Genomic DNA, 25,445 nt, shown 5'->3' with positions numbered 1-25,445 from the left:
AAGCTGTCAATCATGCCTCCGGCAGGCCAAGTGCCTCCTTGACGGCCGGCCAGGCAGGTTCGCCATCACGGGTGGTCACGCCATCCAGCCAGGCCTTGACCTTGCCCGGATTGGCCTTCATCCATGTTCCCGCCACCTCTTCCTGCGGGCGCTCTTCCTTGCCATAGCCATAGATGAGTTCACTCTGCTCCTCGGAGGTAAAGGAGATCTGATCCAGGAAGACGGAGGCATTGGGATGCGCTTCAGACCATTTCTTGTTGGCCAGAGTTCTCACGTCACTCTTGCCGCCGCCCGGCCCCCACAGGTCTTCTGGATCATCGAGGAAGACCATGTCGTATTCGACGCCCATCCAGTGCGGAGTCCAGCCGACGAACATGACCCACTCATCACGCTTGATGGCATTGGCAACTGTTCCAAGCATGCCGGCAGTGGAAGACTCCTTGAGGTCCCAATCGCCGAGGCCATAGATATCCTCATCGACGGCACGGTTGGCGATTTCACTGGAACCCGAGCCGATCTCGATGGAATAGATGGTCTTTTCGAACTTGTCGGCAAATTCCGGCTTGTCGACATCATGCAGTGAAGTGACACCGGCTTCAGCCACATAACGCGGTACGGCGAAATTGGCCCGTGCACCGTTCACGTTATTGCCGAAGTCGACCATGGCGTCCTTTGCCATCGCTGCATCGTACATGGTGCTCTGCCCCGGCAACCAGGCGGCCAGGTAGACATCGACCTCACCGAGCGAGATGCCTTCGTAGGTGATCTGCGCGCCCAGTTGGCGGGTGGTGGGAGAATAGCCCAGCGCCTCGAAGATTTCGGAGGCAATCTCGGTCTTCATGGTCACGCCCGGCCACGGCGGCGCCGCGAACACGACACTGGCGTCTTCCGCGGCAGTCGCCGGCGCTGACAGCGTTGCCAGCAGCAGACCACTGCCCGCCAACGCCATGCGCAGCGGCAGGGGTTTCATCAGGGAGGATCTGGCAAAGGGAGACGACTTGGTGAAGGGGGACGACATAGTGGATTTTCCTCGTTGTTGTTATGGATACGCCATTGTCATGAAAATACCGGAAACAAGCGTTTGATTGAAGGCGACCTCTGTATAAACATCACTTCTGCAAAACGCGCTTCCCGCAAAGAAATCACAATGCGAGCAGACGAACAGCTACCTTAAGCGCGATCGTTGGATCGATACAAGACACGGCGGCCAACGACGCGCACGAAAAAGCCCCCGCCATTCGTGAAAATGACAGGGGCTTTTGATGATGCATGCGCTGATGCATCAGAAGCCAACGATCAGAAGCTGGCGATCTCTTCCGGACGCAGGAAGCGACACTCGCCCGGCTCCAGCTCCGGGTCCAGCTCGACATCGCCGATGGCTTCGCGATGCAGGGCTTCGACGTGATTGCCGATGGCCGCGAACATGCGCTTCACCTGGTGGTAACGGCCTTCGGTGATCCACAGCAGACCCACGGTGGCGGTTTCCATCTCGAGACGCGCCGGACGGGTCGGCTTCTCTTCGCCATCCAGCATCAGGCCGTGCTCGAAGTCCTCCACGGCGCGCGCCAGCTCATCGCCTTCCAGCGGGCGCGCCAGGGTGACGCGATAGCGCTTGGCACAGGCCTTCTTGGGCGAGGTGACACGATGGTTCCACTGGCCGTCATCCGTCATCAGCACCAGGCCGGTGGTGTCGACATCGAGACGCCCAACGATGCTCAGGCGCTCGACATTGGGCAGATCGATCAGGTCATGCGCGCGCTCATAGAGGCCCGGCTTGCTGGTGCATTCCACATTGGCCGGCTTGTACAGCATCAGATAGCGCAGCCCCATCAGCTCCAGGTGCTCGCCATTCCATTCGACGCGCATGCCGTCCTTGACGGCGCTCGCGGTGTTCTTGACTACCTCACCATCCACGGTGACATCGCCGCGGTGCACGACCTTCTTGGCATCGCTACGGCTGAGATCCGTGGTTTCGGTAAGGAATTTGTCCAGGCGCATCAGGCCTCCAGAGTGAAATGATCGGCGTCCATCCACGCCGGAAACTTGGTTCGAAACTCGTCGAGCGCGCCGCGTTCAAGCGTCACGGTCTCGATGAAGGGCTGGTCTGGCGCGGGGTCGAGGATGGGCTCGCCCTTGAAGTCGCAGACCATGGAGTCGCCGGTATAGTGCAGCCCGTTGGCGTCGTCACCCACACGGTTGACGCCCACCACATAGGCCAGATTCTCGATGGCGCGCGCCTGCAGCAGCGTGCGCCAGGGATGACGCCGTACGCCCGGCCAGTTGGCCACGCACAGCAGCAGGTCATATTCAAAGGCGCTGTCGGCGGCGGTCTCGGCAGCACTCACGCCACCGATGACGGGACGCTGACGCAGCCAGGTCGGGAAGCGCAGGTCATAGCAGACAGAGAGCTGGATCCGAAAGCCGTTGAGCTCGACCAGCACCCGCTCATAACCCATGCCATAACGCTCATGCTCACCGGCCATGCGGAACAGATGGCGCTTGTCGTAATGCGACACCTCACCGTCGGGCGTGGCCCACAGCATGCGGTTGTAACACTCGCCGTCATCCAGCACCGCGATGCTGCCGGTCATCACGCAACCACGGGTGATGGCCTGCGCCTTGAGCCAGTCGACGCTCTCGCTGGACTCCATCGGCTGCGCCATCTCACGCGAATTCATGGTGAAGCCGGTGGCGAACATCTCGGGCAGCACGATCAGATCGGTTGCGACATTGCGGCCATCGGCGCCCAAGACCAGGCCAGCGGCATCCAGCTGCTCGCCGAGCAGACGGCAGTTCTCCGCCGGGTCTTCCCAGCGCAGGTCCGTCTGCACCAGGCTGACACGCAATGTCGCCCCTCGCGAGGCATCGCCAGCACTCGCTTGTGGGGAAGTCGCCTGTGGCTGTGTCGTCATGGTCGTCGTGCCTCCCTGCTGACTGAATGGGCGCTTGAGTGGCGACCGGCGGATGCGCGTCGGCGTGAGCCTTGCCCACCCTGCCACTGGTCATGCCACGCCTTGAAAGCGCTCATTCTACCGTCTGTGGCGATCAGATGTGAGAGGCAAAGCATGATCTGTCATCGCCGTAGCGCTCATCACGCACACGAATCCCTGGCGGCGGGTGTGAGCATCAGAAGCCAGTGATATATTGGCGATGAACGCAAGGCCACCACACCAGGTTGCGGCGGCGTCAGTTCACCGCGAGCTTGCTCGCCCCCTCCCCATCCCGACTCACAGGAGAGCTTCATGCCTCAGCTTCGCTTCCACGGTGTCACGCCTGCCCGTCTTGCCCCTGTCTCGCGCGCACTGATCGATCAGCTGAGCGAAGCGACCGCCACCGCGCGCGACGAATTCACGCTGGAGTGCATCACCACCCAGTATGTGTTCGATGGTCAGCTCGTCGATGCCTTCCCCTTCGTCGAGGTGCTGTGGTTCGAACGTGGCAAACAGGTGCGCGATCTGTGCGCCCAGTCCATCGCGCAGGCCATGAACGAGGCCGGCTACCCAGAGGCCGAAAGCTTCTTCATCGCGCTTGAACCGTCGGGCTACTACATCGCAGGTAAACCGCTGGCGCAGATCGCAGGCAAACCGCTGGCGCAGGATGGTTCGAGCGACTCCGCATGAGGCGGGAGCAGACAAGCCCCTCTGTCGAGAGTCTGGCCAAGGCACGCCGCGAGAGCGCCAAGGGCGTCGGCTTCGGACTGGGCGCCTATGTGATGTGGGGCTGTTTTCCGCTCTACTTCGCGCTGTTCGAGGGCATTCCCGCCTGGGAAGTGCTGCTGCACCGCATCCTGTGGAGCTGCGTGTTCATGGTGCTGCTGATCAGCGTCATCCGGCGCTGGTCACCGGTGCGCGCTGCCTTCGCCGAACCCCGCAAGCTTGTGCCGGTGCTGGCCTGCTCGATCCTGATCGCGCTCAACTGGGGCATCTACATCCACGCGGTAGAGGTGCATGAGGTACTGCAGGCAAGCTTGGGTTACTTCATGACGCCGCTGGTCAATGTCGGGCTGGGCATGCTGTTCCTGAAGGAACGCCTGTCGCGCGTGCAGCTGTTCGCGCTGGGGCTGGCCATCCTCGGCCTGAGCCTGCAGCTGGTCGGCCTGACGGAACTGCCGTGGATCACGCTCTCGCTGGCTGTGACCTTCGGCACCTACGGGCTGCTCAGAAAGCGCATCGCGCTGGATGGCCTGTCGGGCCTGCTGGTCGAGACGATGATGCTCGCGCCACTCGCGCTACTGCTGATCGGCGGCCAGTGGTTCTCGGGCGAATCGCACTTCACGGCCAGCGATGTCGGCCCGCTTGAACTACCCGCCAGCGTGCTGATGATGTCCAGCGGCGTGCTCACCGCGCTGCCGCTGCTCGCCTTTGCCGGTGCGGCGCGTCGCCTGCGACTCGCCACGGTGGGCTTTCTGATGTACATCAACCCGACCATGCAGTTTCTGATCGCGCTGCTGATCTTCAAGGAAACCCTGCATCCGACGATGCTGATCACTTTCGTGCTGATCTGGAGCGGTCTGGCGCTCTATACCGCCTCGACGTTCTTCCAGCATCGCGCTCGGCAGCGCGGCTGATATCCCCCTTGAACCGACATCACGAACCAACGCGAGGATGCCCAGCCATGCCAGACCCTGCTGCAGACTCCGTGAGCAGCCGCCTGTTGCGCTTTCTGCCGCGCCTGCTGGCCTTCGCCCTGCGCGTCATCGGACAGTTCATCGCCAACCGTGGCGTGCTGCTGGCCGGGGGCGTCGGTTACAACATCCTGCTGTCCAGCGTGCCGCTGTTCGCCTTGCTCTGCGTGCTGCTGACGCACCTGGTGGATGAAACTCGCCTGATGAGCATCATCGCCATTCAGGTCCAGCATCTGGGGCCGGGCCAGGAAGATATCCTGCTGGACGCGGTGCGCAAGCTGCTGGCCAATCGCGAGGTGATCAGCTGGATCGGCATGGGCGGCTTGCTGTTCTTCGCCGGGTTGGCCTTTCGCATGCTGGAAGACGCCATTGCGCTGATCTTCCATCAGCATCCAGTGATTCGTAAGCGCAGCGCGTGGATTTCCGCCCTGCTGCCCTACGCCTTCGTGATGGTGCTGGGCGCGGGCCTGCTGGCGCTGACCCTGCTGGTGGCGCTGGCCTCGGCGATGAATGATGCCCTGACGCTGCTGACCGGCATCGAGCTGACCCTGGGCGATGCCGGCAGCGAGGTGATCTATCTGATCAGCATCGTCGGCATGTTCGGGCTGTTCAGCGCCATCTACAAGATACTGCCCCAGACCCGCGTCTCGACCCGCCGCGCGCTGGTCGGGGGTCTGGTCGCGGCCACCCTGTGGGAGCTGACACGCCTCGCCTTGAGCTGGTACTTCACCCACCTGTCCTTCGTCGGCGCCGTCTACGGCTCGCTGGCGACGCTGATCGTGCTGCTGCTGGGACTGGAGATCGGCGCCGTGATCCTGCTGCTCGGCGCCCAGGTGATCGCCGAGCTGGAGCAGTGCTCACGCGAGAACATTCGCTGGTATTGCACACCGGATCGCAAGCCACTGACGCGGCTGCAGTCGCGCCGCAATGCCATGCAGCATGCCGGCGAGATCAGCGAGGATGAGGCAATGGAAATGAGCCCAGACAGGAGGTCAGGCAAGGGGGCAGAAAGCGAGTCAGCAAACGGTTCTGAAAGCGGCTCAGACAAGCGCTAGTACACGCGCTGGGAAAGCTCACCGCGCGCACAACGAAAAAACCGCCCCGAGGGGCGGTTTTTCATGCTCGCATCGCAGAGATGATGCCTGCGGTCACGCGAGTCATTGTCGTCGTGATCAGCGCCTGAGGGCTGTTCATCTGCAACGGCTCGCCTGCAGGCGACGCCTCAGTTGACCAGCGAGGCTTCCAGCGAGATCTCGGCGGTGAACAGCTTGGAGATCGGGCAGCCGCCCTTGGCCTTCTCTGCGGTGGACTGGAAGTCTGCCTCGCTGATGCCCGGCACATCGGCCTTGGTCACCAGGGCTATCTTCGTCACGCTGAAGCCGCTGTCGTCCTTGTCCAGATGGACGGTGGCGGTGGTATCGATGGCCTTGGGCTCATGCCCCGCCTCGCCCAGCATCATCGAGAGTGCCATCGAGAAGCAGCTGGCGTGGGCCGCCCCGATCAGCTCTTCGGGGTTGGTGCCGGCGCCATCTTCAAAGCGCGTATTGAAGCCGTAAGGCTGATCCTTAAGCGCACCACTTTCACTGCTGACAGTGCCTTTACCCTGCTTGACGCTACCTTCCCAATGCGCGGAACCGGTTTTCTTGATCGTCATGCCTGTCTCCTTGACTGGGTGAACACTCAGGGCCGTTGCCCTGTCCCTCCCACATTGTCATGGCACGCCATGACTTCAAGGGGCGTCTGCCCTTTTGCCATCACAAGTGTCTGATCGATCGCGTGCTGGCTGCGCCTCACTCGAGTGAGCAAGACATGCCACCCACCCCGGCGAGTACGCCCGTCGCCAAGGCCAATTATTGAACAAGAGTTGAATTCCCTTGGTATGCCCCGATAACTGTTCCATCGATTACTCGGCACGCAACGCCGAGTTGCAGTCACTCACATCATCCTCTCATGTCTGGCAGCGCGCACTCGCAAGAGAGCGCAGCATTGCCGACACCTCATGCGTCGCCGGTGAATCCCTCACCCGCGCGGCTGCCGACACCGGCAGCCAGACCCGCAAGGAGTCCCCTCATCATGTTCTACAGAACCTCGACAGCCATCACTGACGACAATGCCTCTCTCCATCGCCTGCGCACTGATCTGCTCTTAGGCAAGCGACCTACCGCGAGCACCCGCCTGCGCCGTGGCATCGGCGCCGCCGCAGTGATGCTGGGCCTGCTGGGCCTCTCCCCGGCTCAGGCCTTCGACGAGATGAACACCGAGACAGGGACCAGCGGCGCGGCCTCTTCCCAGCATTCCTCGCAGGGCCAGCCAACGCCCAGCCACTCGAAGCGCACCGCAGACGGCGCAGCTGACAACGGCGCGCACTATCAACAGAACGAACAGCCCGAGGCACGGCAGCAAGCCAAGGACAACGCCACGCACCAGGTACAGAAAAGCCTCGATGGCGGCAAGATCGGCAGCCAGGGCGGCCGCCACGCCAACACGGGCCAGGCCAAGCCGACCGAGAACTGGTTCGGCTGCCCGCCCTCCGGTAGCAGCAAGCAGAACGCCCAGTGCGACGGCAAGTGATCATCAGCACGGAGCACTCGCCATAGGCACGATTGGCGCTCAAGACGCAGGCCCCGCAACCCACGGTAGCGGGGCCTGCGTCGTTGCGCGCATATGCTTATGTGCATGGAAAGCAGCACTGCGTTGCCACTTCATGCAGCAACCCTGAATTGTTTGAGAAAAAGTCTCGCAAATTCAGTCAATTACATGCACAGGTTGTCAAAACGACAACACTCTCCTTCCAGCGTTCCGGCTTGTGACCCCCAGGTGCGGCAGGCACGATATAGGGCATACAGATGATCCGTCGATCATTCATTCAGGCCACCGCACTGCGTCGATCTTCACCTCTTCGTGCACGCAGTTGCTCAGGGCCTACGACCGGATACGACAGCGGAATGCTTTCCGCGGGAGACGTACTAGATGACAGACACCACCGCACTGTTCACCCCCCATGCCTTCGCCAGGCTGGAGCTCGACAATCGCCTGGTGCTCGCCCCGATGACGCGCACCAGCGCGCAGGATGACGGCCAGGTGCACTTTGACATGGTCGATTACTATCGCGATTTTGCGCGGGGCAACTTCTCGCTGCTGATCACCGAAGGCATCTACACCGATGAAGCCTTCAGCCAGGGCTACGCCAACCAGCCGGGGCTGGCCAACCAGGCGCAGCAGGACAGCTGGCGTCCGGTGGTCGACGCCGTGCATCAACAAGGTGGGCGCCTCATCGCCCAGCTGATGCATGCCGGCGCCCAGACCCAGCACAACCGCTTCAAGGACGAGGTAGTCGCCCCCTCCGAGAGCCGCGCCAGTGGCGAGATGCTCAGCTTCTACGGTGGCTCCGGCCCCTTCCCGCTGGCCCGTGAGATCAGCGAAGCGGAAATTCATGACGCGATCGCCGGCTTTGCCACCAGCGCCCGTCGCGCCAAGGAAGCCGGCTTCGATGGTATCGAGCTGCATGGTGCCAACGGCTACCTGATCCACCAGTTCATCAGTGAGCGCTTCAATCAGCGTGACGATGCCTGGGGCGGCGACGCCATCGCACGTCTGGCCTTCCCGCTGGCGGTCATCCGCAGCGTGCGTGAGGCGGTCGGCGCCGACTTCGTCATCGGCATGCGCCTCTCCCAGGGCACCGTGACCGAGCCTGAGCTCACCTGGCAGGGCGGCCCTAACGAGGCCCGCGAGCGCCTCGCCAAGCTGATGGAAGCTGGGCTGGATTTCCTGCACCTGACCGGCAGTGATGTCGATGCCCCCGCCTTCCCCGAGGCAGACGACGAGCGTGAGCGCAGCCTCAGCCTGACGGCGCTTGCCGACCAATCACGCAAGGCACTGGAGTCAGACATCACGCTGATCACCAATGGCAATGTCGCCAGCGTCGCGAAGGCCCAGGCCGCCCTGCAGCACGCGGACCTGGTCGCCATCGGTCGCTCGGCGCTGGCCAATCATGACTGGCCCAAGCGCGTACAACGCGGTACCTGCCTCACCGAGTTCGACTTCTCGATGCTGTCGCCGCTGGCCACGCTGGCCAACGAGGAAGACTGGCGCATCGCCAACGACAAGCCTGCCAATTGCGAGGGTCGCTGCTGATAGCGGCTGACAGGCAAGATACAAGGAGCCCCGCCAGTTCACTGGCGGGGCTCCTTGCGTTGTAGGGCTGGACGCTTCTCGACCTGACCTCAGATATACAGCCGCTGAATCCCACTCAGGCCTTCAAGAGAGTTCCACTACTGAAGGCCAAGGCCGTCATGGCGGACATGCCGGTCTTTGTCATGCGTCCAGAATGTCCACCTGCAGCGACGCCTGCTTCATCAGGACATCTCACCCGGGGCGATTGCTCATCATCGGTTTCTCTCAGCAATGACGGATACTGTTGCGCCCACTCAGCCAACTCCTCAAGCCCTGTGGCAAGACTGACACTGGGGCGAAAGCCGGTCAGCGTCTCGAGTGTCGAGGTATCTGCCCAGGTACGCTCGACATCCCCTGGCTGCATCGGCAGCAGACGCTTGCGAGCCGGGACACCCAGCGCTGCCTCGAGGCCATTGATGAAGTTCCCCAATGCGATGGGCTCACCACGCCCGAGGTTCAGGACACGCGAGGGAGCGGCATTCACTTCCTGCGTCGGCGGCAGGTGCATAAGTCGGTAGATGCCCTCCACGATATCACTGACATGGGTGAAATCACGTGCCATCTGTCCATGGTTGTAGACATCGATCACCTCGTCGGCCAGCAGCTTGTGTGCGAAACGAAGTGGCGCCATGTCCGGGCGCCCGCGGGCACCATACACGGTAAAGAAGCGTAGCCCTGTCACCGGTAAACCATAGAGATGCGCGTAGCTGTAAGCCATCAATTCATTTGAGCGCTTCGTAGCAGCGTACAGCGAGAGCGGGCGTACACCCGCCTGGGATTCCTGCAGAGGCTGACGGGTATCATCCCCGTAAACGGAACTGCTGGAAGCATAGAGCAAATGGCTCGGGGCCGTGTCACGACAAGCCTCAAGAAGATTGACGAAGCCGACCAGGTTGCTGTCGACATAATCAAAAGGCTGAGCGATGGAGTGGCGCACCCCAGCCTGGGCCGCCAGATTGACGACGACATCAAACTCCTCCTCCTGCATCAATGTGCGAAGCGCCTCACGTTCGACAAGATCCAGCTTGACGAAGCGAAAGCTGCCCAACCGGCGTGCATTCCCGGGGGCAGCAACGCACTGCCCGGCAAGTGCTTCGAGACGTGTCAGGCGGTGCTGCTTCAGCGCCAACGGATAGTAGGGGTTGAGATTGTCGAGACCGACGACCTGCAGGCCTTCCTTCAAGAGTCGCTCACACAGAGCAGCACCAATGAAACCTGCAGCCCCAGTTACCAGTATCTTCATGCTCATCGTTTCTCCTGAACGGTCATGACCAACGCCGTTGGTGCTGATGAGGGGCCGCCCAATGCCGCTGCGGGTACCGTCAATAATCGGTGGCGTCCCTGATGAAAGACCGGCGTGGCATTGTCTCCATCGTCTACTGCCGCCTGACACCAATCACGCATGCCGGCCAGAGGGCCTGGCGTGTCGGGTAGACGCAGACATTTGTCAGCCTCGATTATCAACCAGCCATCGGGATGCGCTGCCTGCCAGGAATTCAGCTGACTCGAATCGCGCTTCAATTGCTTCAGCGGTTGGGTCAGTCGCCCCAGAAACTGCCAGGTTGCCTGATAGTCCCAGCCAACGACGGCCACCTCCTGGCCCTCCTGTTGATGGTGCTGAACCCATTGAGCCAGGGCAGTCTGATCCAGACGTGGCCATAACGGACGTAATGTCAGGGCCAGCAAGCAGGTCACCAGCAACACGCTGCCCAGCGCCAGTCGCCGCTGAGCATTCAGCGCGCTATTGCCCAGTGACTCAGCGGCAGGTGTTTGAGCCGTGATGGAGCGTCTCGCCTCATCCACGGAAGGCCATAGCCATACCATCAAGGCCAGCAAGCTAGCTCCCGCCATGAGACACGCAAGGCTTGCGTTGCCCGAAGCCACCAGCGCTGCATGGGTCGGCAGAAATGAGGCATCAGCCAGCCAGCCTGCGGGCATGACGATGACCGCCAACGCCAGGCTTGTCAGTCCCAGGCCACCGCTGATCATCGCCAGCAGTTTCAGCGATGTGCGAGCCGGAGGCTGGCGCAGAGCAGCCCAGGCCAGCAGCAGACTCACCGGTACCAGTAGCGGCATCAGATAATGCACTTGCTTGCCGGAGATAAGTGAAAAGACCAGCAGTCCGCCCAGTGCCCAGAAGCGTCCCAGCTTCAGCAAGGGTTGCTCTGACGTTGGCCGCCGAGCAACCGAGGCCAGAAACCCCTCGATCAGCAATCGCGGGCGCAAGCTGAGCGGGAAGATCAACACCGCCAGCCACGGTAGATACCACCATGGCGGTCGAGCATGATCCTGCGCGGAGATGACGCGGCTTGCCGTCTGGCCCCAAAGCAGATCCTCGACATAGTCGGGAGGACCAGTGATGACGGCGGGAAGCAACCAGATGCACAACACCGCGATGCCCAGCAGCAGGCTCAACACCCAACCGCGCCACTCACAGCCCCACACCTCGCGGGCTTGTGCTTGCGTCCACCAGGGGCGCGAGCCGACCACCAACAGAAACCACAAGAGTGCGACCGGCCCTTTGGCCAGCAAGGCCAACCCCAGCCACACACCACTCTCGAGCACGACGCTCAGACTGAACGGCTGCCCTCCCTGTGGTGTACACCAGGGCCGCAACGCGCCCAGTAGACACGTCGTCAACAGCACATCGAACATCAAGGCCTGGCTATAGAGCACCCACATCAGACAACCGGCGAGCATCAAACGCACCATGCGTACCCAAAGCTCATGTCTCTGCCGTTCGGCATCGGCCAGGCCAGTGGCCGGCCTCAGGGTGCGGGCGACACGCCCTATCTGCCAGATACCCAGCAGACTGACCAGCGGCATCACCAATCTTGGCCAGACATCATTGACTCCGAAGACCACCCATCCGGCGTGAACCAACCAGAACAACAGTACCGGCTTGTCAGCGTAGGCCGCCCCGTTCATGGTCGAGACGAACCCGCTGCCGGCATGCCACATCTCCCATGCCACCGAGACATAGCGAGTTTCATCGATGGACAGATAGGGTCGTGCCAGCGCTGCTGACATCAGCAACACTCCCCATAGCGTCCAACATATTCGCTCGCTGGCATTCAGGTTGATCAACGAATGGGACCCCCTACCCACCAGGGATATCGCACATGAAAGTTGCTTCTGACACTTCACGGCTGAACCTCCGGCATCAGAGTATGTCGCTGGGGAAGTCCGATCAGCTGTGCCGCTTCATTCGAGACCGAGGTCGGCGCCAGATACATCGGCGCAGCATCGGGATTGCCCTGACATTTCACGGCCGCGCTACCAGGTAGCAGTACCCATTGCTCATCCGGCTCATTCAATGTGATGGCCTGTGCACCATCCAGACAGGCATGCCGCTTGAGCTTGCGGGGTGTCAACAAGACCCAGCGGTTCTGCGGGGCCTCCTTCAGCCATGCATAGAGACGCGAGAATTGGTCTTCCTCCGGCGTCTTGTAACCGAAGTGCCACAATGGCTGGCGCGCCTGCAGGATGTATTGCTCACGAAAGTCGGGAATAGCCAATGCCTGGTAATCGCTCTTCTCGGCAACCTGCGCCATCAGTAGGGCAGGATTGCGAACCGGGTCCATCAATCGTGCCCCCCAGGTGCCCCACAGAATCCAGAACACCACGAGCCAAATCCCCAAGGCCAACAAGCCGTTCCGTGGTTTCAGCCAGGCACAGAGCGCGATACCACTGCCACCCAGCAGCCCCCACCACCCCCACGGCACAACCCCCTCCTTTTCGGCAAGCGTCACCAATGCCGGGTACCCGAAGACACCGAGCAGTGCCGCGATCAGGAAGATGCCTGCCAGTCCGGCGCAAAGTGCAAACCCCAGCCAGGAGACATGAGGCTTACGTGAGAACCCCGGCAACATGGGTGCCAGGCCGATCACCAACAGCGGCAGCGCCGGCAGGATATAGACTCCCCGCTTGCCTGGAGACAATGAGAAGAAGACCACCATCAATGCCGCACCCACCAGGGGCAGCCAGACTCGTAGATCGCGGCGCGAGAAGCTGCGAGCGAGTGCCTTCGGCCACGAGGGTAGCGTCAGCAGCAGCGGCATCCATGCCCAGGGAATCACACTGGTCAGGAAGTAATGCCAAGGCTTCAGATGATGCCAGCTGTCGGTATATCGCTCAGCGGTCTGCTTGAGCAGGATGTTGTCGCGATAGGCGGCAAGCTCCGAATCGCCGGACACGAAGGACATCACCAGCATCGGCCCTACCCAGAGCAGCGGAGCCGCCAGCATCCAGCAGAGTCCGATCAACAGCTCGCGTGATGTCAGCTGCCCTGCGCGACGACCACTGCTGCGCCAAGTCGATGCGTGACGCGCAGCCATCAGCCAGAAAGGCAACATCAGCAACGGCAGGAACCCGACCCCCTTGGTGAGGATGCCAAGCCCCATCGCAAAGCAGCCGAGATAGAAATAGCGCACGCCATCATTGAGCAATGCATGCCGCAACAATCCCCAGCTACCCAGCAGGATGAAAGCAGTAACCAGCATGTCGATCTGAGCCGTACGAGCCTGCAAGATGAACTGCACTGACGCGAGCAACCACAGCCCGGCAATGAAGGCTGTGTGCCGGCCATGCAGGCGGCGAATCAGGTCCACGCTCAGCCCCAGAGTCGCGGCCCCGGCCACCAGCGATGGCAGGGCAAAGCCGATGCGGATATCCCCCACCAAGCCAGTGGACAAGGAACTGAGCCACATGAAGATCGGCGGCTTGTCGGGATAAAGCTCTCCCGCGCGGTGTGGCAACCACCAGTCCCCCGTGATCCACATCTCGAGACCATTGAGCGCGAAGCGTGGCTCATCGGCAGGCCACGGCATACGCATGCCAAGCCCGATGGCAGAGACAGATAGATACAACGCCCCCAGGACCCACCAGGGATGGCGGGAAAGTCTTCGGTACACACCGCCAGCTGGCGTCATTGCCTTCATGCGCCTGTCCCTTGGTGCCGAACGGAATTGGCATGGAGGTGTGCCACTTCAGTCTTGAGTCGGGCGTTTTCTATCTCCAGCGACGCGAGCCTGGCCTTCAGGGAGTCGTCAGTGCCCAATGCGCATTCTTCCGTCTTGCCACAAGCGTGTTCGACGACAGTGGACTCCTGCGGTGCCTGGGACGACGCTTCGCTGCTAGGCGACGTGAGTGACCGGCGATCCCGCTTGATCAAGCTCAGATTACGCAGATAGATGAAAAGCCCTGCCCCCTGACCGGCAATGAATACCGGGTCCTCGCGATGGATGGCATACGCAAGCAGCGTCATGCCACCGGCAAGCGAGAACCACCAGAAGGCACGAGGAACGATGGAACGACGTGCCTTCTCACTGGCCAGCCACTGAATGATGAAACGCGCCGAGAACAGCGCCTGGCCTCCAAAACCGACAGCGACCCACCACGGACTGACATCCATCAGCAGGCACCCCGCGCCACGTCGGCCTGGTCCGGGTTGCTGTCACCTGCTGCTGCATCGTGACCGTCAGCCTGATATCTAGAGGGGGAGTCAAACAGGCTTGTTGGCGCGGATGCAGAGGGCGTCGACACGTGCGTCCCCACCAACGGCAGCGAACCATGGTCGATGGCCTCACTGGCAGCATGGCCAAAGATATTCTCGAGCGGTGACGGTAGACGCGAGCGACGCACAAGCCACATCACTCCGACAATATCGGCAATACCGACCCAGAGCCGATCGAAGAAGCCGTATTTGGATACTCCTGCCACTCGTTCGCGGTGCCGGACTGCCAATGACTGCACCTTGCCACCCTGGGCGCGAACCAGCGCCGGAAGAAAACGGTGCATGTGGTCGAAATACGGCAGCCGAAGGAAGACATCACGACGCATGACCTTGATTCCGCAGCCGGTATCTGGCGTGTCATCGTGCAGCAGCGCTTGTCGGATGGCATTGGCCAAGCGTGATGACACACGCTTGACGGCATCATCGCGGCGTTGCGTGCGATGACCAGCTACCAGGTCGAGCTTTTCGAGCGTTGCCAGTGACAACATGTCCGGCAAGTCCGCTGGATCATTCTGGCCATCGCCATCCAGGGTCGCCAACCATCGACCGCGCGCCAGCCGGGCAGCCTGCCACAGCGAAGTACTCTGTCCGAAACTGGTGCCATGGTGATAGGGACGCAATCGTGAATCTTCCTGCGCAGCCTGCTTGAGCCAACTCCAACTGCCATCACTGGAACCATCATCCACCACGATGATCTCGTAGCGCTGCCCCGCAAGCGCCTCATGCACCTCGGCAATAAGGCTCGGCAAGTTGTCACGCTCATCACGAGCCGGTATCAACACCGAAACTCCTCCGCACAAGGGCTCCTCGCCCTGCGCCAAGGGGTGGTCTGGACCAGGCGATGTCATGGTGATCGCGGACTTCATGGAATAACTCCTGAGCAATGACTGGGCGTCGAGCAAGCCGGATAGATGACAGATCCTGGAGCGATCGGAACCGGCAGGCTGCGCGTTTCTGGCAGAAAGTTTGCCCGCAAACTATTAAGGCAGGCTTAAGTGAAGCGCGGATGACAACCGCCAATGCAAGAAGCCCCCGTCGCGCTGGGCGACGGGGGCTTCAATGCAAAGACATCATTGAGTCGAAGACTCTCTTGATACGGCTATGACAGACGCTTCACTTCCCTTGCCAGTGATCCCGCCCCCACTGCCGACGCTGGTCGGGCGTGAGATACGACCAGGCCACGAAGCGGCTGACCTTCTGCCCCTGGGACATCTCGATCACTCGGACCTCGCTGGCGCCACTGCGCTTGAGGGCTTTCCTGATACCGGTCAGGCTCGCCGAATGCGCGACCAGCGAGGTGAACCACAGGCACTGCGAGGCGACGTTGCGGCTCTCCTGGATCATGCGGGTGACGAAGACTTCTTCCCCGCCCGGACACCATAGCTCGGCCGCCTGACCCGCGAAATTCAGCGCAGGCGCGTTACGTGACCCACTCTTGCGTGGGCCATTGCCGCGCTGCTGGCGCGACTTGTCGAGCCCGCGCCATTTGCGCTGCGATTCCCGCGCCATATCGGCTTCGCTGGCATGGAACGGCGGGTTGCACAGCACCAGATCGAAGCGCTCATCCGCGCCCCAGATACCAGCGAAGTGGCGCGTGCGATCAGTCTGCAGACGCACCTCGATCTGGCCCTTGAGGCGCAGATTGGCGCTCACGATCGCGCGAGCCGAGTCGATCGCCTGCACGCTGATATCACTGCCGACCATCTGCCAGCCAAAGCTGCGATTGCCCAGCAGGGGGTAGATGAGGTTGGCGCCAGTGCCGATATCCAGCGCGCGCACGTGCTCACCCGCCGGCAGCTGACCGCCATTCGCTTCACTGATCAGGTCCGCCAGGTAATGCAGATAATCGGCGCGCCCGGGGATGGGCGGACAAAGATAGCCGGCAGGAATGTCCCAGTGGGCGATGCCGTAATGGCGACTCAACAGTGCCCGATTGAGCGCCTTGACCGCCACGGGATCAGCGAAGTCAATGGACTCGCTGCCAGCGGGTGTCTTGATCACGAAGGCCGCCAGTGCCGGGCTCGCCTTGACCAGCGCAGCCATGTCATAGCGCCCACGATGCGGGTTGCGGGGATGCAGCTGACCCTTGCGAGCCGGGATCACCTTGATGGAAGGCGACTTGTTGGAAGGCGCCTTGGCCGCGCTGGACTTCTCGCGGGCCGCAGGATCTCGACGGCCAGCCGCGGTGCCCTGCTGACGTCTGTCAGCCGAGTCGTGTCGGGAGGATGCGCCGGACTTGGCGAAGGAGGCACCGCGTGGGCGGCGCGAAGACGAGGACATGACGACATACCGAACAATGACAGGGGGCGCCATCTTACCAGAGGGCACCGAACAACACAGGACGCTGCCCCTCAGCTGCCACTCAGGACGCTATCTATCAGGACAGGTCGCTACCGATCAGCGCCGCGCGCGAGTTGGCACGCTGATCGACCCGACGCGTCTGGGCGCGGCGGGCCGGTGCACGCTCGATGCTCAGCGGGCAATTGCTGCAATAGCCCAGACACTCGATGCGATAACGCACGCAGCACACCTTGCGCGGCGTATGCCGTTCGCCATGGCGGTCCATCACGTCGCTGACCGGCTGATAGAGCGGATTGCGCCGCCCGTCGGCCAGAATTCTGGTCGCCATCAGCTGACGTGCCGGCGCCGCCTGCGCGACCCAGCCCTGCTCTTCCAGCATGCCGACGATATAGACGAAGTAATGCGCCGCGTTGCTCCAGAAGACCTTGGGCCCCAGCGCAGTGTGCAGCACGAGGCGCTCGATGACGGCCTCAAGATGTGCCAGGTAGCCCTGGAAGCGAGCCTGGAGACGCGTCGCCTCATCGGCCGACTCGATCTCCGCCGGGAGGCTTGCGCCCTGCCCCGCCGCATCATCAAGTATCAGCTGAGTGACTACGCCATGCTCGCCAAGGCGCAGCGAAAGGTGCCGAAGCTCCAGCGGCAGTTGATGGTCCAGCAGCAGATTGGCCGCCAGCGGCAGCGATACCATCGAGGACAACAGGTACTTGGACCACTGGGAAAGCAGCGCCTGCTCATCGGGGCCGCTGTGGTGAGAAGCGGCGTCTGCCGAGCTGGTCTCGTATTGCATGCCATGCGCGGCGATGCACGCCGCCAGCCAACCGGGGCTGAGCACATCGCGCGCCGGCACGACACGCTGGAGCGACGCCTCATCGCCTTCCTGCACCTGAATGTAGGTAGTGATCAGGTCCCGATAGGCAACCATCGGACCGGCAAAGAGCGGGGAAAGCGCGTCGATCATCGGGAAGCTCGCAGACGTGAAGAAACAGACAGTGCCTCACATACTAACGAAAACTATTAGCATTTGCATATCAAAAGAGCATGATAAATCAGCAGGGCTTCCCATGGGGGGGTCAGCTCGCTGCATCAGGCTCGTCGGCACTTACAGCCTGCCATCCCGACACAGTCGACGCCGCACCCAGGCGTCGTAGACTCGCGTCAGCGCCGGCTCGATCAGCGGCCGCGTGATCAGCCACCCCAGCCAGGCAAGGCCGGGGATGCGCGCAAGCAGCAGGCGGTACGCCGGCATGCCCTCACGGATCTGCCCTTGCGCTGTCTCGACATGCAACGACAGCAATGCCTGCTCAAGGCCGATGCCGCGAGCGGCGAGATGCTCGGCGTTATCCGTCGCATCCCACCACTCCACGTTGGCGTCTTGGCGCGACAGCCGCTCGTAGCGGGCGCGTTCACGACGACACACCGGGCAGCGCGCGTCGTAGTAGATCTTGATGAGTGGCAAACCGTCACGCTGAGGTCGCTGGCTGGCGGCATCCGGCATGCTGGCCCCCCTCTTGTGATGAAAATGCGCGGTACGCGTTCCTCAATGAGCGTTCAGCGCGACATGAGATCAGGACGCCGCGCCGATGCGGTCGGAATATTCCTTGTCTTCATAGCGATGCAGCGGCGCGTCTTCGGCACAGTCCGGGCTGGTCTGGAAGGTCTTGCGCACATCGAGCACACCCAGGCTCTGAATGGTGCGACGCCCCAGCAGCACGGGATAATTCATGCCGTCACGATCGCGCAGACTGAACTGCTCCTCGTAGCGCTCGCCGCCCATGCACAGCGTCATCAGCACCACCGGGCGCGTATCACGTCCGCCTGCACCGGACACCGTCAGGTCACGATACAGGGGGCGTTCGAAGGTATTCTCGACCTTTTCACCCTTGGTCTCATCCTCGACCTCGACATCGAAACGCACCCATTCCTCGTCATCACGCTCGAAGGTCTCGATATTCTCGGCATGCATCGAGGAGGTCAGCGCGCCGCTATCCAGCTTGGCCTTCACCATCACGCCCCACGGCTCGATGGTCGCCTTTTCCACCCAACCGAAGACTTCATCGTCTGCCGCCTGGGCCACGGCTGGCGCGGCAAGCGAGGCAATCAAACCGATACCGGCGAATTGACGTGCGGCGCGTGCGAGGGATGTAGCAGCGTGTCTCGACATGATGGCTCCAGGAAAAAGTGGCGACGTTGCAAGGACAATACCCGACATCCTTCACCATGGAGGCTTGCGGCAAGGTTAACAAGGCGTGAGAGCACACCCTCGCCTGTTCTTCTGCCCCCTGTCCCCCTGTCAGGCGAAAGCAACTGGCGGTTGCGAGCAGGCGATGACAAGCCACCCTTGATATGGCGCGCTGCCCCCACCAGCTATCAAGGAGGGCCGCGCCATCAGCGGGCTGCCACCTGCAACATCCACTCGACGGAGGTCATCATGCAAGACCTGTTACGTGAGTCACTTTCCCACTGGAGCCTGCTGCTGTGCTGGCTGTTGCTGATGGTACCGGCGCTGATCTGGGTCGTGCGCGATCTGACCACGAAGAATGCCCACCTGGCCCCGATGATGAAGTGGGTGTGGGGACTGACCACGCTCTACTCCGGTGTCGTTGGCCTGCTGGTCTATCGTTTCGCCGGGCGCCGCCAGATCGCCGCCAACGGTGATGCCCGCAAGGGGCTGAGAAGCGTCGCGCACTGCTACTCGGGCTGCGGACTGGGGGAATTCGTCGGCGTCAGCCTGGCGGTGGGCCTGTTGGCCATGGGCAATATCTCCACCGCCATCATCACCTTCCTCTTCGCTTACCTGTTCGGTTTTCTGCTGACGGTCGGCCCGATGCTGCAGGGTGGCAGTGACGACAAGCTGCAGGTGATTCGTGATGCCTTCAAGAGCGAGACGGCCTCCATCGTGGTGATGGAAGTGGTGGCGATTTCCGTGGACCTCTGGCTTGCGGGCGGCGCCGGCATGCATCAGCCGCTGTTCTGGAACTCGCTGATCATTTCCTTGAGCCTGGGTCTGCTCGCCGCCTGGCCCGTCAACGTCTGGCTGGTGAAGCATGGCGTCAAGGGTGGCATGGCGGACCCACGCGAGACGGCCCCGCAAGCGCAGCACCATGCACATTGCTGAAGCGCGTGCACTGCTGAGACACGCCGAGCGTTGAGTATTGAGTGTCGAGACATGAAAAAGCCCCGTCGGCATGCCGACGGGGCTTTTCTCTGACTGACCTCCCACACTGACATTCACATTTCTGTCAGCGTGAAGCCGCCAGTCGCATCACGTTCAAGATGCTGCCTCAGACGAACTCGCCATTGTGATAGACCTGCTGCACGTCTTCACAATCATCCAGCAGCTCGAGCATCTTGTTGAGCAGCTCGGCGTCATCGCCGCCGACTTCGGTATGGATCTGCGGAATGAAGCTGATCTCATCGACTTCGAAGTCGAGATCTTCACCGTAGATATCGGTCAGTGCCCCCTTGGCCTTGAAGTACTCGGTCGTCGGCGCGAGAACCGTGATGATGCCGTCGTCGAGCTCGATATCACTGACATCGACGTCGGCTTCCATCAGCGCTTCCAGGACCTTTTCCTCATCCTCTTCCGCACCCTTGAAGGCCAGGATGGCGCGGTGGTCGAACATGTGCGACACCGAACCCTGCGCGCCCAGCTTGCCCTTGCCCTTGTTGAAGCAGGTGCGGACTTCGCCGAAGGTGCGGTTGTTGTTGTCGGTCAGACAATCAACGATGACCATGACATTGCCCGGACCAAAGCCTTCATAGCGCGCCAGAGCGAAGTCTTCTCCGCCGGTGCCCTTGGCCTTGTCGATCGCCTTGTCGATGACGTGAGTCGGCACCTGGTCCTTCTTGGCCTTCTCGATGAGACGACGCAGGCTCAGGTTGCCGTTGGGGTCGAGGCCACCGTTCTTGGCCGAGACGTAAATCTCGCGCCCGTAACGTGAATACACGCGTGCCTTGTTGAGAGAGGTACGCGCCATTGATTCTTTACGGTTCTGGAATGCTCTTCCCATGCAAGTCGACTCTTGTCCGCCTGAATTCAAATGCCCTTGCGACCATGTCGCGGGACCTGAAGCAGTGTCGGCCTCCTGGCCGACACTGCAACGCTGTGACGAATAGTAACGCAGACAACGCCGTACGTCGCCATCCCTGCCGGGTCTTGCGCGTTGAGCGCAGCGCACCACGACGGGCAAGGCGACTCAGGCATGCTGCTGACCGTCACAGACAGTTGGTCGGCTTGGGCAGCCCGGCGATGCGCGCGCCCACCTTGGGCGGGCTGTCCGGGAACAGGCGCATCAGATGCAGCGAGCGGCCCTTGTCGGAGCCAAACCGCTGGGTCATCGCCTTGCTCAGCGGGCGCATGGCCGGCGAGAGCGAGAAGCGCTGATAGAAGTCACGCAATACCTCGATCACCTCCCAGTGCTCCGGCGTCAGTTCACGCCCCTCCTCGGCGGCCAGCATTTCCGCCAGCGCCGGGCTCCAGTCATCCAGATCGACCAGATAGCCTTCCGCATCCAGTCTGATATCACGTCCATCAAGCGTCAGTGTGCGCACCGTTTCACTACTGGCCATACAGATCCTGATTCACTGTCTTGCATGAAAATTGAAAGGGAGAAGCGCCTGACGCCTCAGAACCAGCTGACGGTCTTGTCGGCGGCCTCGGTCAGGGCGACGAAACCGTCGACGTCGACCACGATGACGTTCTCCGCGCAGCGTCCCAGCAGGCCGCGGGACTCAAGGTCTTCGCGCAACGCGAACAGCCGCCCCTCAAGCCCGGCAAGGTGCTGCTCGGCGTTGTCGAGGGCGCCATTGACGCCATCCTCGATCAGCAGCAGCTGGTCTTCCGGGCCCATGGCATTGAGCACATCATCATGGATGCGGCTGGAGAATGGCGAACGATTGAGTAGATGTAGATTCATGCAATTATCCAGGCAAGGAAAGCTGGGGCTGACGCTGGCCATCAATCAAGAGATATCAACGACATGGCATCAGGAAACTGATGCGAGCATATCAGTCGCCAGCGTTGGCGGCAGTGACGTGTCAGAAGCTCAGCACGCGCGAGAACGCGACTGTCAGCGCGACCACCTCGTCGTGCTCGAGCAGCGTGACCGGCAACAGCGTGACATCCTGCGCTGTCAGGCCCCGTGCGCGCAGCGCCGCCGCATCGACATAGCAGCGCTCGACGTCATACATCTCAAGCGCCGCCAGCAGGTTGTCACTGCCCTTCTGCCCCAGCGGCCCGACCTGCTGCCCTTCCAGCAGCGCCATCACACCATCACCGGTGAACAGCAGCCCGACCTCGCGTCCGAAGGCCGCCGCGACCATCGCCGCCTCCAGCCCTTCGCGCAGCCAGCTGCTGCCATGCGGGCCATGGCGCAGCATGACCAGCAGATCACCGGCGGCCATCCCGGCGTCTTCACCTGCCAAGGGTGCCGTCATCACATCGCTCATGGTCTGCTCCTCACTTGATAAGTGGCGTCATCATCAGTGATGACAAGAAATGACGTCATGCAAAGGTGATCAAGTGTTCATTGTCCAACGTCGCCTCGACCAGCTGGCCCAGCCCCGTCAGCTCGAACGGCGCCTCGAGGGTGTGCCCCTGCTTGCCATGCCGCGCCGCTTCGCGCTCATCGAGCATGCCGCGCCTCAGGCCCGCAGCGACACACACCTGCAGGCGGGTAGCGTGGTTCTCGGCAAGCGACAGCCAGCGATCACGCAGATGCGGCTCGTCCTGAGGCGGCGCCATCATGTTGGCGGCGTTGTAGACGCCATCGTGATAGAAGAACACCGTGGTCAGCTGATGGCCGCGCGCTAGCAGGGCATCGGCAAAGCGCAGCGCCGAATGGCTGGCCTGCTGGCTGTAGGGGCCGCCGTAGACGGCCAGAGCATAACGCATGCGAACCTCGTGTGACTGCTCATGAATGGCCGCCATTCTAGCGCGAGTCACGCCACCTGACACCCGAACGCAAACGACCCCGCCGAGGCGGGGTCGTTTGCAGGTCTCATGTTCCTTCGCTTGACGATCAATCGTCGGAAGCGAAGCCCAGCAGGGCCAGCAGGCTGACGAACATGTTGTAGATGGAGACGTACAGGCTCACCGTCGCCAGCAGGTAGTTGGTCTGCCCGCCGTGGATGATCTGGCTGGTCTCGAACAGGATCGCCGCGGAGGCGAACAGCACGAAGCCGGCGGAGACAGCCAGTGCCAGGCCGCTGATGTTGAAGATCATCGCTGCCAGCATCGCCAGAATCAGCACGATGGCGCCGGCGAACAGGAAGTTGCCCAGGAACGAGAAGTCCTTGCGCGTCACCAGTGCCACCGCGGACAGGCCGGCGAAGGTGATGCCGGTCATGCCGAGCGCGGTCATCACCAGCTGGCCGCCGTTGGGCAGGCTCAGGTAGGCATTCAGTACCGGACCGAGCGTGAAGCCCATGAAGCCGGTGAAGGCGAAGGTCGCGAAGATGCCGGCGGTGGAGTTCGCGGTCTTGTGGACCAGGAACATCAGGCCGTAGGCACCGATCAGCAGCACGAAGATGTTCATGCGGCCGACGCCCATGCTCATCGCCACGCCAGCGGTCAGCGCGGAGAACAGCAGCGTCATTGCCAGCATCATGTAAGTGTTGCGCAGTACCTTGTGAGTACTGAGCGAGCGGCTCGCGGTATCCTGCGAGACCTGCCAGGAGCTGTTAGCCATGGTGTCTATCCTCAGGTTGCTACGATGGATTCATCGAATTGACCCCAGCATGCCCTCAGGGGTTTGCCTAATCAAGAGACAGAACGATGAAAAGCCCCATTGAGGCAACCATCCGGCGCGCGCAAGGCAACGACATCGTCAGTCTCCGCGGCCATTGTGGCATGTGCGACCTTTCAAGCATCTGAACGACAAGGAAATTTACGCCAAGTCCTTGACGCTGACTGAAAAATCCGTAGTATTTCATCCCGTGAGTCGGAGGGATGGCAGAGCGGTTGAATGCACCGGTCTTGAAAACCGGCGTAGGTTAATAGCCTACCCAGGGTTCGAATCCCTGTCCCTCCACCACCTTGATTCCGAAAGCCCCGTCTACCTTAGGTAGGCGGGGCTTTTTCGTGGTCATGACTCATGATCCGAGTCATGAGCTGAATCATGGCCTGGTACCAGCAGGCGGCTTCCGGCGGCCTCACCCCAGCGCCATCCTGCTGCAAGTGTTTGTCCGCGATGGCTTTTCCGAATATTTTTCTTCGCCTACCTCTTGCTATTCTCATCAGATTCGGTAGTATTTCGCTCCGTGAGTCGGAGGGATGGCAGAGCGGTTGAATGCACCGGTCTTGAAAACCGGCGTAGGTTAATAGCCTACCCAGGGTTCGAATCCCTGTCCCTCCACCACCTTGAATTCCGAAAGCCCCGTCTACTTCAGGTAGGCGGGGCTTTTTCATTGTTGCCGCGCAGCGCCCATCGCCGCCACTTCGCTACCCTGCCTGAGCGATGCCCAATGATGCGCCGGGCCGTCAGCGGACTTTCGGCTACAGTGAGCATCACTGCGCCAGACATTCCTTGCCGCAGAATGTGCGCTTGCCCCTCCCCCTTTAGACAAGTCGAGACACCATGCCATTTTCTGCCCTTGGTTTGAGCGATCCCATCGTCAAGGCCGTCACCGAGCAAGGCTACCAGACCCCGACTCCCATCCAGGAGAAGGCGATCCCCGTCGTGCTGGCCGGTGACAACCTGATCGCCGCCGCCCAAACGGGTACCGGCAAGACGGCAAGCTTCGTGCTGCCCATCCTGCAGACCCTGCAACAGGCGCCCAAGGTGCGCGCCAAGCGCGTACATGCCGTCATCCTGCCCCCGACGCGGGAGCTGGCGATTCAGGTCGAAGACAACATCCAGCACTACGCCCGGCATCTGGAAGTCAGCTCCATGGCGATGTATGGCGGCGTGGAGATCGAGCCCCAGCAGCAGCGTCTGATCGAAGGTGTGGACATCCTGGTGGCGACGCCCGGCCGCCTGCTGGACATGCTGACCCGCCGCGCGATCCATCTCGACGAGACACGCACTCTCGTCATCGACGAAGCGGACCGCATGCTCGACATGGGCTTCATCGCCGACATCAACAAGATCATCGAGAAGCTGCCAAGGGAGCGCCAGAACCTGCTGTTCTCGGCAACGCTCTCGGCCCAGGTGCGTGTGCTCGCCAAGACCGCAGTGACGGACGCCGTCGAGATCATGATCGCACCGGAGAACGTCACCGCGCCCGACATCAGCCAGTATCTGATCACGGTCGACAAGGAGTTCAAGTCCGCCCTTCTGAGCCACCTGATTCACGAGAAGCAGTGGCAGCAGGCGCTGATCTTCATCGAGACCAAGCGCGGCGCCGCCAAGCTGGTGAGTCAGCTGGAGAAACGTGACATCGCCGCCGAGTCCTTCCACAGCGGTCGCAGCCAGGCCATGCGCGAGCAGCTGCTGGCCGACTTCAAGGCCGGCACCATCAAGTATCTCGTGGCCACCGGCGTTGCCGCGCGGGGCATCGACATCGATGATCTGCAGCGCGTGGTCAACTACGACCTGCCGGACGCCGCCGAGGATTATGTCCACCGCATCGGGCGCACCGGCCGTGCCGGGGCCAGCGGTGAAGCCATCTCGCTGGTCTCGCGTGATGACTTCCGCAACCTGTGCGCCATCGAGCAGCACCTGGGCTATTTCGTGACGCGCGAGGTCGTGGAAGGCTTTGCACCCAAGCTCGCGGTACCGGCCTCGAACAGCGACTACGCCCCCAAGCCCGCAAGCAAGAGTCGCCGGCGCCAGTCCAACCGCCGCTGACTTATCTCAGGGCAAGCCTGGTGACGCCCTGACACAAGCACGC

At 61.8% G+C, this 25,445-nt stretch carries 26 protein-coding genes and 2 tRNA genes; 9 read left to right on the top strand and 19 right to left on the bottom strand.

The window, feature by feature from the left end; all coding sequences use genetic code 11:
* Positions 1–10: 10 nt before the first annotated feature.
* From QQF40_RS02890 to QQF40_RS02880, 3 genes are all read right to left on the bottom strand, one after another.
* The gene (locus QQF40_RS02890) at positions 11–1,018 is read right to left on the bottom strand and encodes an ABC transporter substrate-binding protein (protein ID WP_285460295.1); all 1,008 of its coding nucleotides are present in this window, start codon (positions 1,016–1,018) and stop codon (positions 11–13) included.
* A 278-nt stretch (positions 1,019–1,296) separates the two neighbouring features.
* A complete protein-coding gene (locus QQF40_RS02885) occupies positions 1,297–1,998 on the bottom strand; it encodes a pseudouridine synthase (RefSeq protein ID WP_285460294.1) in 702 nt (233 codons plus the stop codon).
* Complete coding sequence (locus tag QQF40_RS02880) at positions 1,998–2,912, bottom strand: nitrilase family protein (protein WP_176676728.1); 915 nt, start codon at positions 2,910–2,912, stop codon at positions 1,998–2,000. The genes QQF40_RS02885 and QQF40_RS02880 overlap by 1 nt, the downstream gene beginning before the upstream one ends.
* Before the next feature lie 330 nt (positions 2,913–3,242).
* On the opposite strand from QQF40_RS02880, the gene QQF40_RS02875 reads away from it, so the two are divergent.
* The 3 genes from QQF40_RS02875 to QQF40_RS02865 are packed head-to-tail and all read left to right on the top strand — an operon-like array spanning position 3,243 to position 5,679.
* Entirely contained in the window at positions 3,243–3,620 is a 378-nt protein-coding gene (locus QQF40_RS02875; protein WP_176676727.1) for a DUF1904 family protein, read from the top strand.
* Entirely contained in the window at positions 3,617–4,567 is a 951-nt protein-coding gene (gene rarD / locus QQF40_RS02870) for an EamA family transporter RarD (RefSeq protein WP_176676726.1), read from the top strand. Before QQF40_RS02875 ends, rarD begins: the two co-directional genes overlap by 4 nt.
* A 47-nt stretch (positions 4,568–4,614) precedes the next feature.
* The gene (locus QQF40_RS02865) at positions 4,615–5,679 is read left to right on the top strand and encodes a YihY/virulence factor BrkB family protein (protein WP_176676725.1); all 1,065 of its coding nucleotides are present in this window, start codon (positions 4,615–4,617) and stop codon (positions 5,677–5,679) included.
* A 167-nt stretch (positions 5,680–5,846) separates the two neighbouring features.
* Here QQF40_RS02865 and QQF40_RS02860 read toward each other — a convergent pair whose 3' ends face one another.
* Entirely contained in the window at positions 5,847–6,278 is a 432-nt protein-coding gene (locus QQF40_RS02860; RefSeq protein WP_175089859.1) for an OsmC family protein, read from the bottom strand.
* A gap of 419 nt (positions 6,279–6,697) precedes the next feature.
* Here QQF40_RS02860 and QQF40_RS02855 point away from each other — a divergent pair, with 419 nt between their 5' ends.
* Complete coding sequence (locus QQF40_RS02855; RefSeq protein ID WP_176676723.1) at positions 6,698–7,195, top strand: hypothetical protein; 498 nt, start codon at positions 6,698–6,700, stop codon at positions 7,193–7,195.
* Positions 7,196–7,594: 399 nt separating this feature from the next.
* Positions 7,595–8,758 carry an oxidoreductase gene (locus QQF40_RS02850; RefSeq protein WP_285460293.1) on the top strand — a complete coding sequence of 388 codons (1,164 nt, stop codon included), beginning with the start codon at positions 7,595–7,597 and terminating at the stop codon, positions 8,756–8,758.
* Between the two features lie 115 nt (positions 8,759–8,873).
* Here QQF40_RS02850 and QQF40_RS02845 read toward each other — a convergent pair whose 3' ends face one another.
* The 9 genes from QQF40_RS02845 to rloA3 all read right to left on the bottom strand — a co-directional run bounded on the left by QQF40_RS02845 (position 8,874) and on the right by rloA3 (position 18,774).
* Positions 8,874–10,040, bottom strand: a complete 1,167-nt coding sequence (locus tag QQF40_RS02845) for an NAD-dependent epimerase/dehydratase family protein (protein ID WP_285460292.1) — start codon at positions 10,038–10,040, stop codon at positions 8,874–8,876.
* A gap of 2 nt (positions 10,041–10,042) precedes the next feature.
* On the bottom strand, positions 10,043–11,827 hold the full coding sequence (locus QQF40_RS02840; RefSeq protein WP_285460291.1) for an ArnT family glycosyltransferase: 1,785 nt from the start codon (positions 11,825–11,827) through the stop codon (positions 10,043–10,045).
* Positions 11,828–11,940: 113 nt separating this feature from the next.
* Positions 11,941–13,632 (bottom strand): ArnT family glycosyltransferase, encoded by a 1,692-nt coding sequence (locus QQF40_RS02835; protein ID WP_253062097.1) that lies wholly within the window; start codon positions 13,630–13,632, stop codon positions 11,941–11,943.
* A gap of 101 nt (positions 13,633–13,733) precedes the next feature.
* Positions 13,734–14,210 carry a lipid-A-disaccharide synthase N-terminal domain-containing protein gene (locus QQF40_RS02830; RefSeq protein ID WP_253062099.1) on the bottom strand — a complete coding sequence of 159 codons (477 nt, stop codon included), beginning with the start codon at positions 14,208–14,210 and terminating at the stop codon, positions 13,734–13,736.
* Entirely contained in the window at positions 14,210–15,094 is an 885-nt protein-coding gene (locus QQF40_RS02825) for a glycosyltransferase family 2 protein (RefSeq protein WP_253062101.1), read from the bottom strand. The genes QQF40_RS02830 and QQF40_RS02825 overlap by 1 nt, the downstream gene beginning before the upstream one ends.
* Positions 15,095–15,425: 331 nt before the next feature.
* Positions 15,426–16,592, bottom strand: coding sequence for a 23S rRNA (adenine(1618)-N(6))-methyltransferase RlmF (gene rlmF, locus QQF40_RS02820; protein WP_176676719.1), 1,167 nt, complete (start codon positions 16,590–16,592; stop codon positions 15,426–15,428).
* Positions 16,593–16,689: 97 nt separating this feature from the next.
* Positions 16,690–17,571 carry a siderophore-iron reductase FhuF gene (gene fhuF / locus QQF40_RS02815; protein ID WP_285460290.1) on the bottom strand — a complete coding sequence of 294 codons (882 nt, stop codon included), beginning with the start codon at positions 17,569–17,571 and terminating at the stop codon, positions 16,690–16,692.
* Positions 17,572–17,712: 141 nt separating this feature from the next.
* Positions 17,713–18,108 carry a thiol-disulfide oxidoreductase DCC family protein gene (locus QQF40_RS02810; protein ID WP_176676717.1) on the bottom strand — a complete coding sequence of 132 codons (396 nt, stop codon included), beginning with the start codon at positions 18,106–18,108 and terminating at the stop codon, positions 17,713–17,715.
* A 69-nt stretch (positions 18,109–18,177) separates the two neighbouring features.
* On the bottom strand, positions 18,178–18,774 hold the full coding sequence (gene rloA3, locus QQF40_RS02805; protein ID WP_176676716.1) for a retropepsin-like aspartic peptidase RloA3: 597 nt from the start codon (positions 18,772–18,774) through the stop codon (positions 18,178–18,180).
* A gap of 267 nt (positions 18,775–19,041) precedes the next feature.
* Between rloA3 and QQF40_RS02800 the strand changes: the two genes are divergently transcribed.
* Positions 19,042–19,728 (top strand): DUF4396 domain-containing protein, encoded by a 687-nt coding sequence (locus tag QQF40_RS02800; protein WP_285460289.1) that lies wholly within the window; start codon positions 19,042–19,044, stop codon positions 19,726–19,728.
* Positions 19,729–19,894: 166 nt separating this feature from the next.
* On the opposite strand, the gene QQF40_RS02795 is transcribed toward QQF40_RS02800, so the two are convergent.
* The 6 genes from QQF40_RS02795 to QQF40_RS02770 all read right to left on the bottom strand — a co-directional run bounded on the left by QQF40_RS02795 (position 19,895) and on the right by QQF40_RS02770 (position 23,302).
* Positions 19,895–20,623: a YebC/PmpR family DNA-binding transcriptional regulator gene (locus QQF40_RS02795; RefSeq protein ID WP_176676714.1), complete on the bottom strand. Its 729-nt coding sequence runs from the start codon at positions 20,621–20,623 to the stop codon at positions 19,895–19,897.
* A 205-nt stretch (positions 20,624–20,828) separates the two neighbouring features.
* Positions 20,829–21,182, bottom strand: coding sequence for a TusE/DsrC/DsvC family sulfur relay protein (locus QQF40_RS02790; protein ID WP_176676713.1), 354 nt, complete (start codon positions 21,180–21,182; stop codon positions 20,829–20,831).
* A 56-nt stretch (positions 21,183–21,238) separates the two neighbouring features.
* Positions 21,239–21,529 carry a sulfurtransferase complex subunit TusB gene (gene tusB / locus QQF40_RS02785; protein ID WP_043335056.1) on the bottom strand — a complete coding sequence of 97 codons (291 nt, stop codon included), beginning with the start codon at positions 21,527–21,529 and terminating at the stop codon, positions 21,239–21,241.
* A gap of 121 nt (positions 21,530–21,650) precedes the next feature.
* Positions 21,651–22,061, bottom strand: coding sequence for a sulfurtransferase complex subunit TusC (gene tusC, locus QQF40_RS02780; RefSeq protein WP_253062103.1), 411 nt, complete (start codon positions 22,059–22,061; stop codon positions 21,651–21,653).
* A gap of 55 nt (positions 22,062–22,116) precedes the next feature.
* Positions 22,117–22,506: a sulfurtransferase complex subunit TusD gene (gene tusD, locus QQF40_RS02775; RefSeq protein WP_176676712.1), complete on the bottom strand. Its 390-nt coding sequence runs from the start codon at positions 22,504–22,506 to the stop codon at positions 22,117–22,119.
* A 127-nt stretch (positions 22,507–22,633) separates the two neighbouring features.
* Entirely contained in the window at positions 22,634–23,302 is a 669-nt protein-coding gene (locus tag QQF40_RS02770) for a Bax inhibitor-1/YccA family protein (protein WP_054557334.1), read from the bottom strand.
* Positions 23,303–23,556: 254 nt separating this feature from the next.
* Between QQF40_RS02770 and QQF40_RS02765 the strand changes: the two genes are divergently transcribed.
* The 3 genes from QQF40_RS02765 to QQF40_RS02755 all read left to right on the top strand — a co-directional run bounded on the left by QQF40_RS02765 (position 23,557) and on the right by QQF40_RS02755 (position 25,402).
* Positions 23,557–23,647: transfer RNA gene (locus tag QQF40_RS02765), tRNA-Ser, on the top strand.
* 233 nt (positions 23,648–23,880) lie between these two features.
* Positions 23,881–23,971, top strand: a tRNA-Ser gene (locus tag QQF40_RS02760).
* Between the two features lie 219 nt (positions 23,972–24,190).
* Positions 24,191–25,402, top strand: a complete 1,212-nt coding sequence (locus tag QQF40_RS02755) for a DEAD/DEAH box helicase (RefSeq protein WP_285460288.1) — start codon at positions 24,191–24,193, stop codon at positions 25,400–25,402.
* The last annotated feature ends 43 nt before the right edge of the window (positions 25,403–25,445 follow it).

The sequence above is a fragment of the Cobetia sp. LC6 genome (genome assembly GCF_030264805.1).
GTDB lineage: Bacteria > Pseudomonadota > Gammaproteobacteria > Pseudomonadales > Halomonadaceae > Cobetia.
The sequence above is the reverse complement of the archived record's forward strand: the minus strand, read 5'-3'. Positions and strand labels throughout refer to the sequence as shown.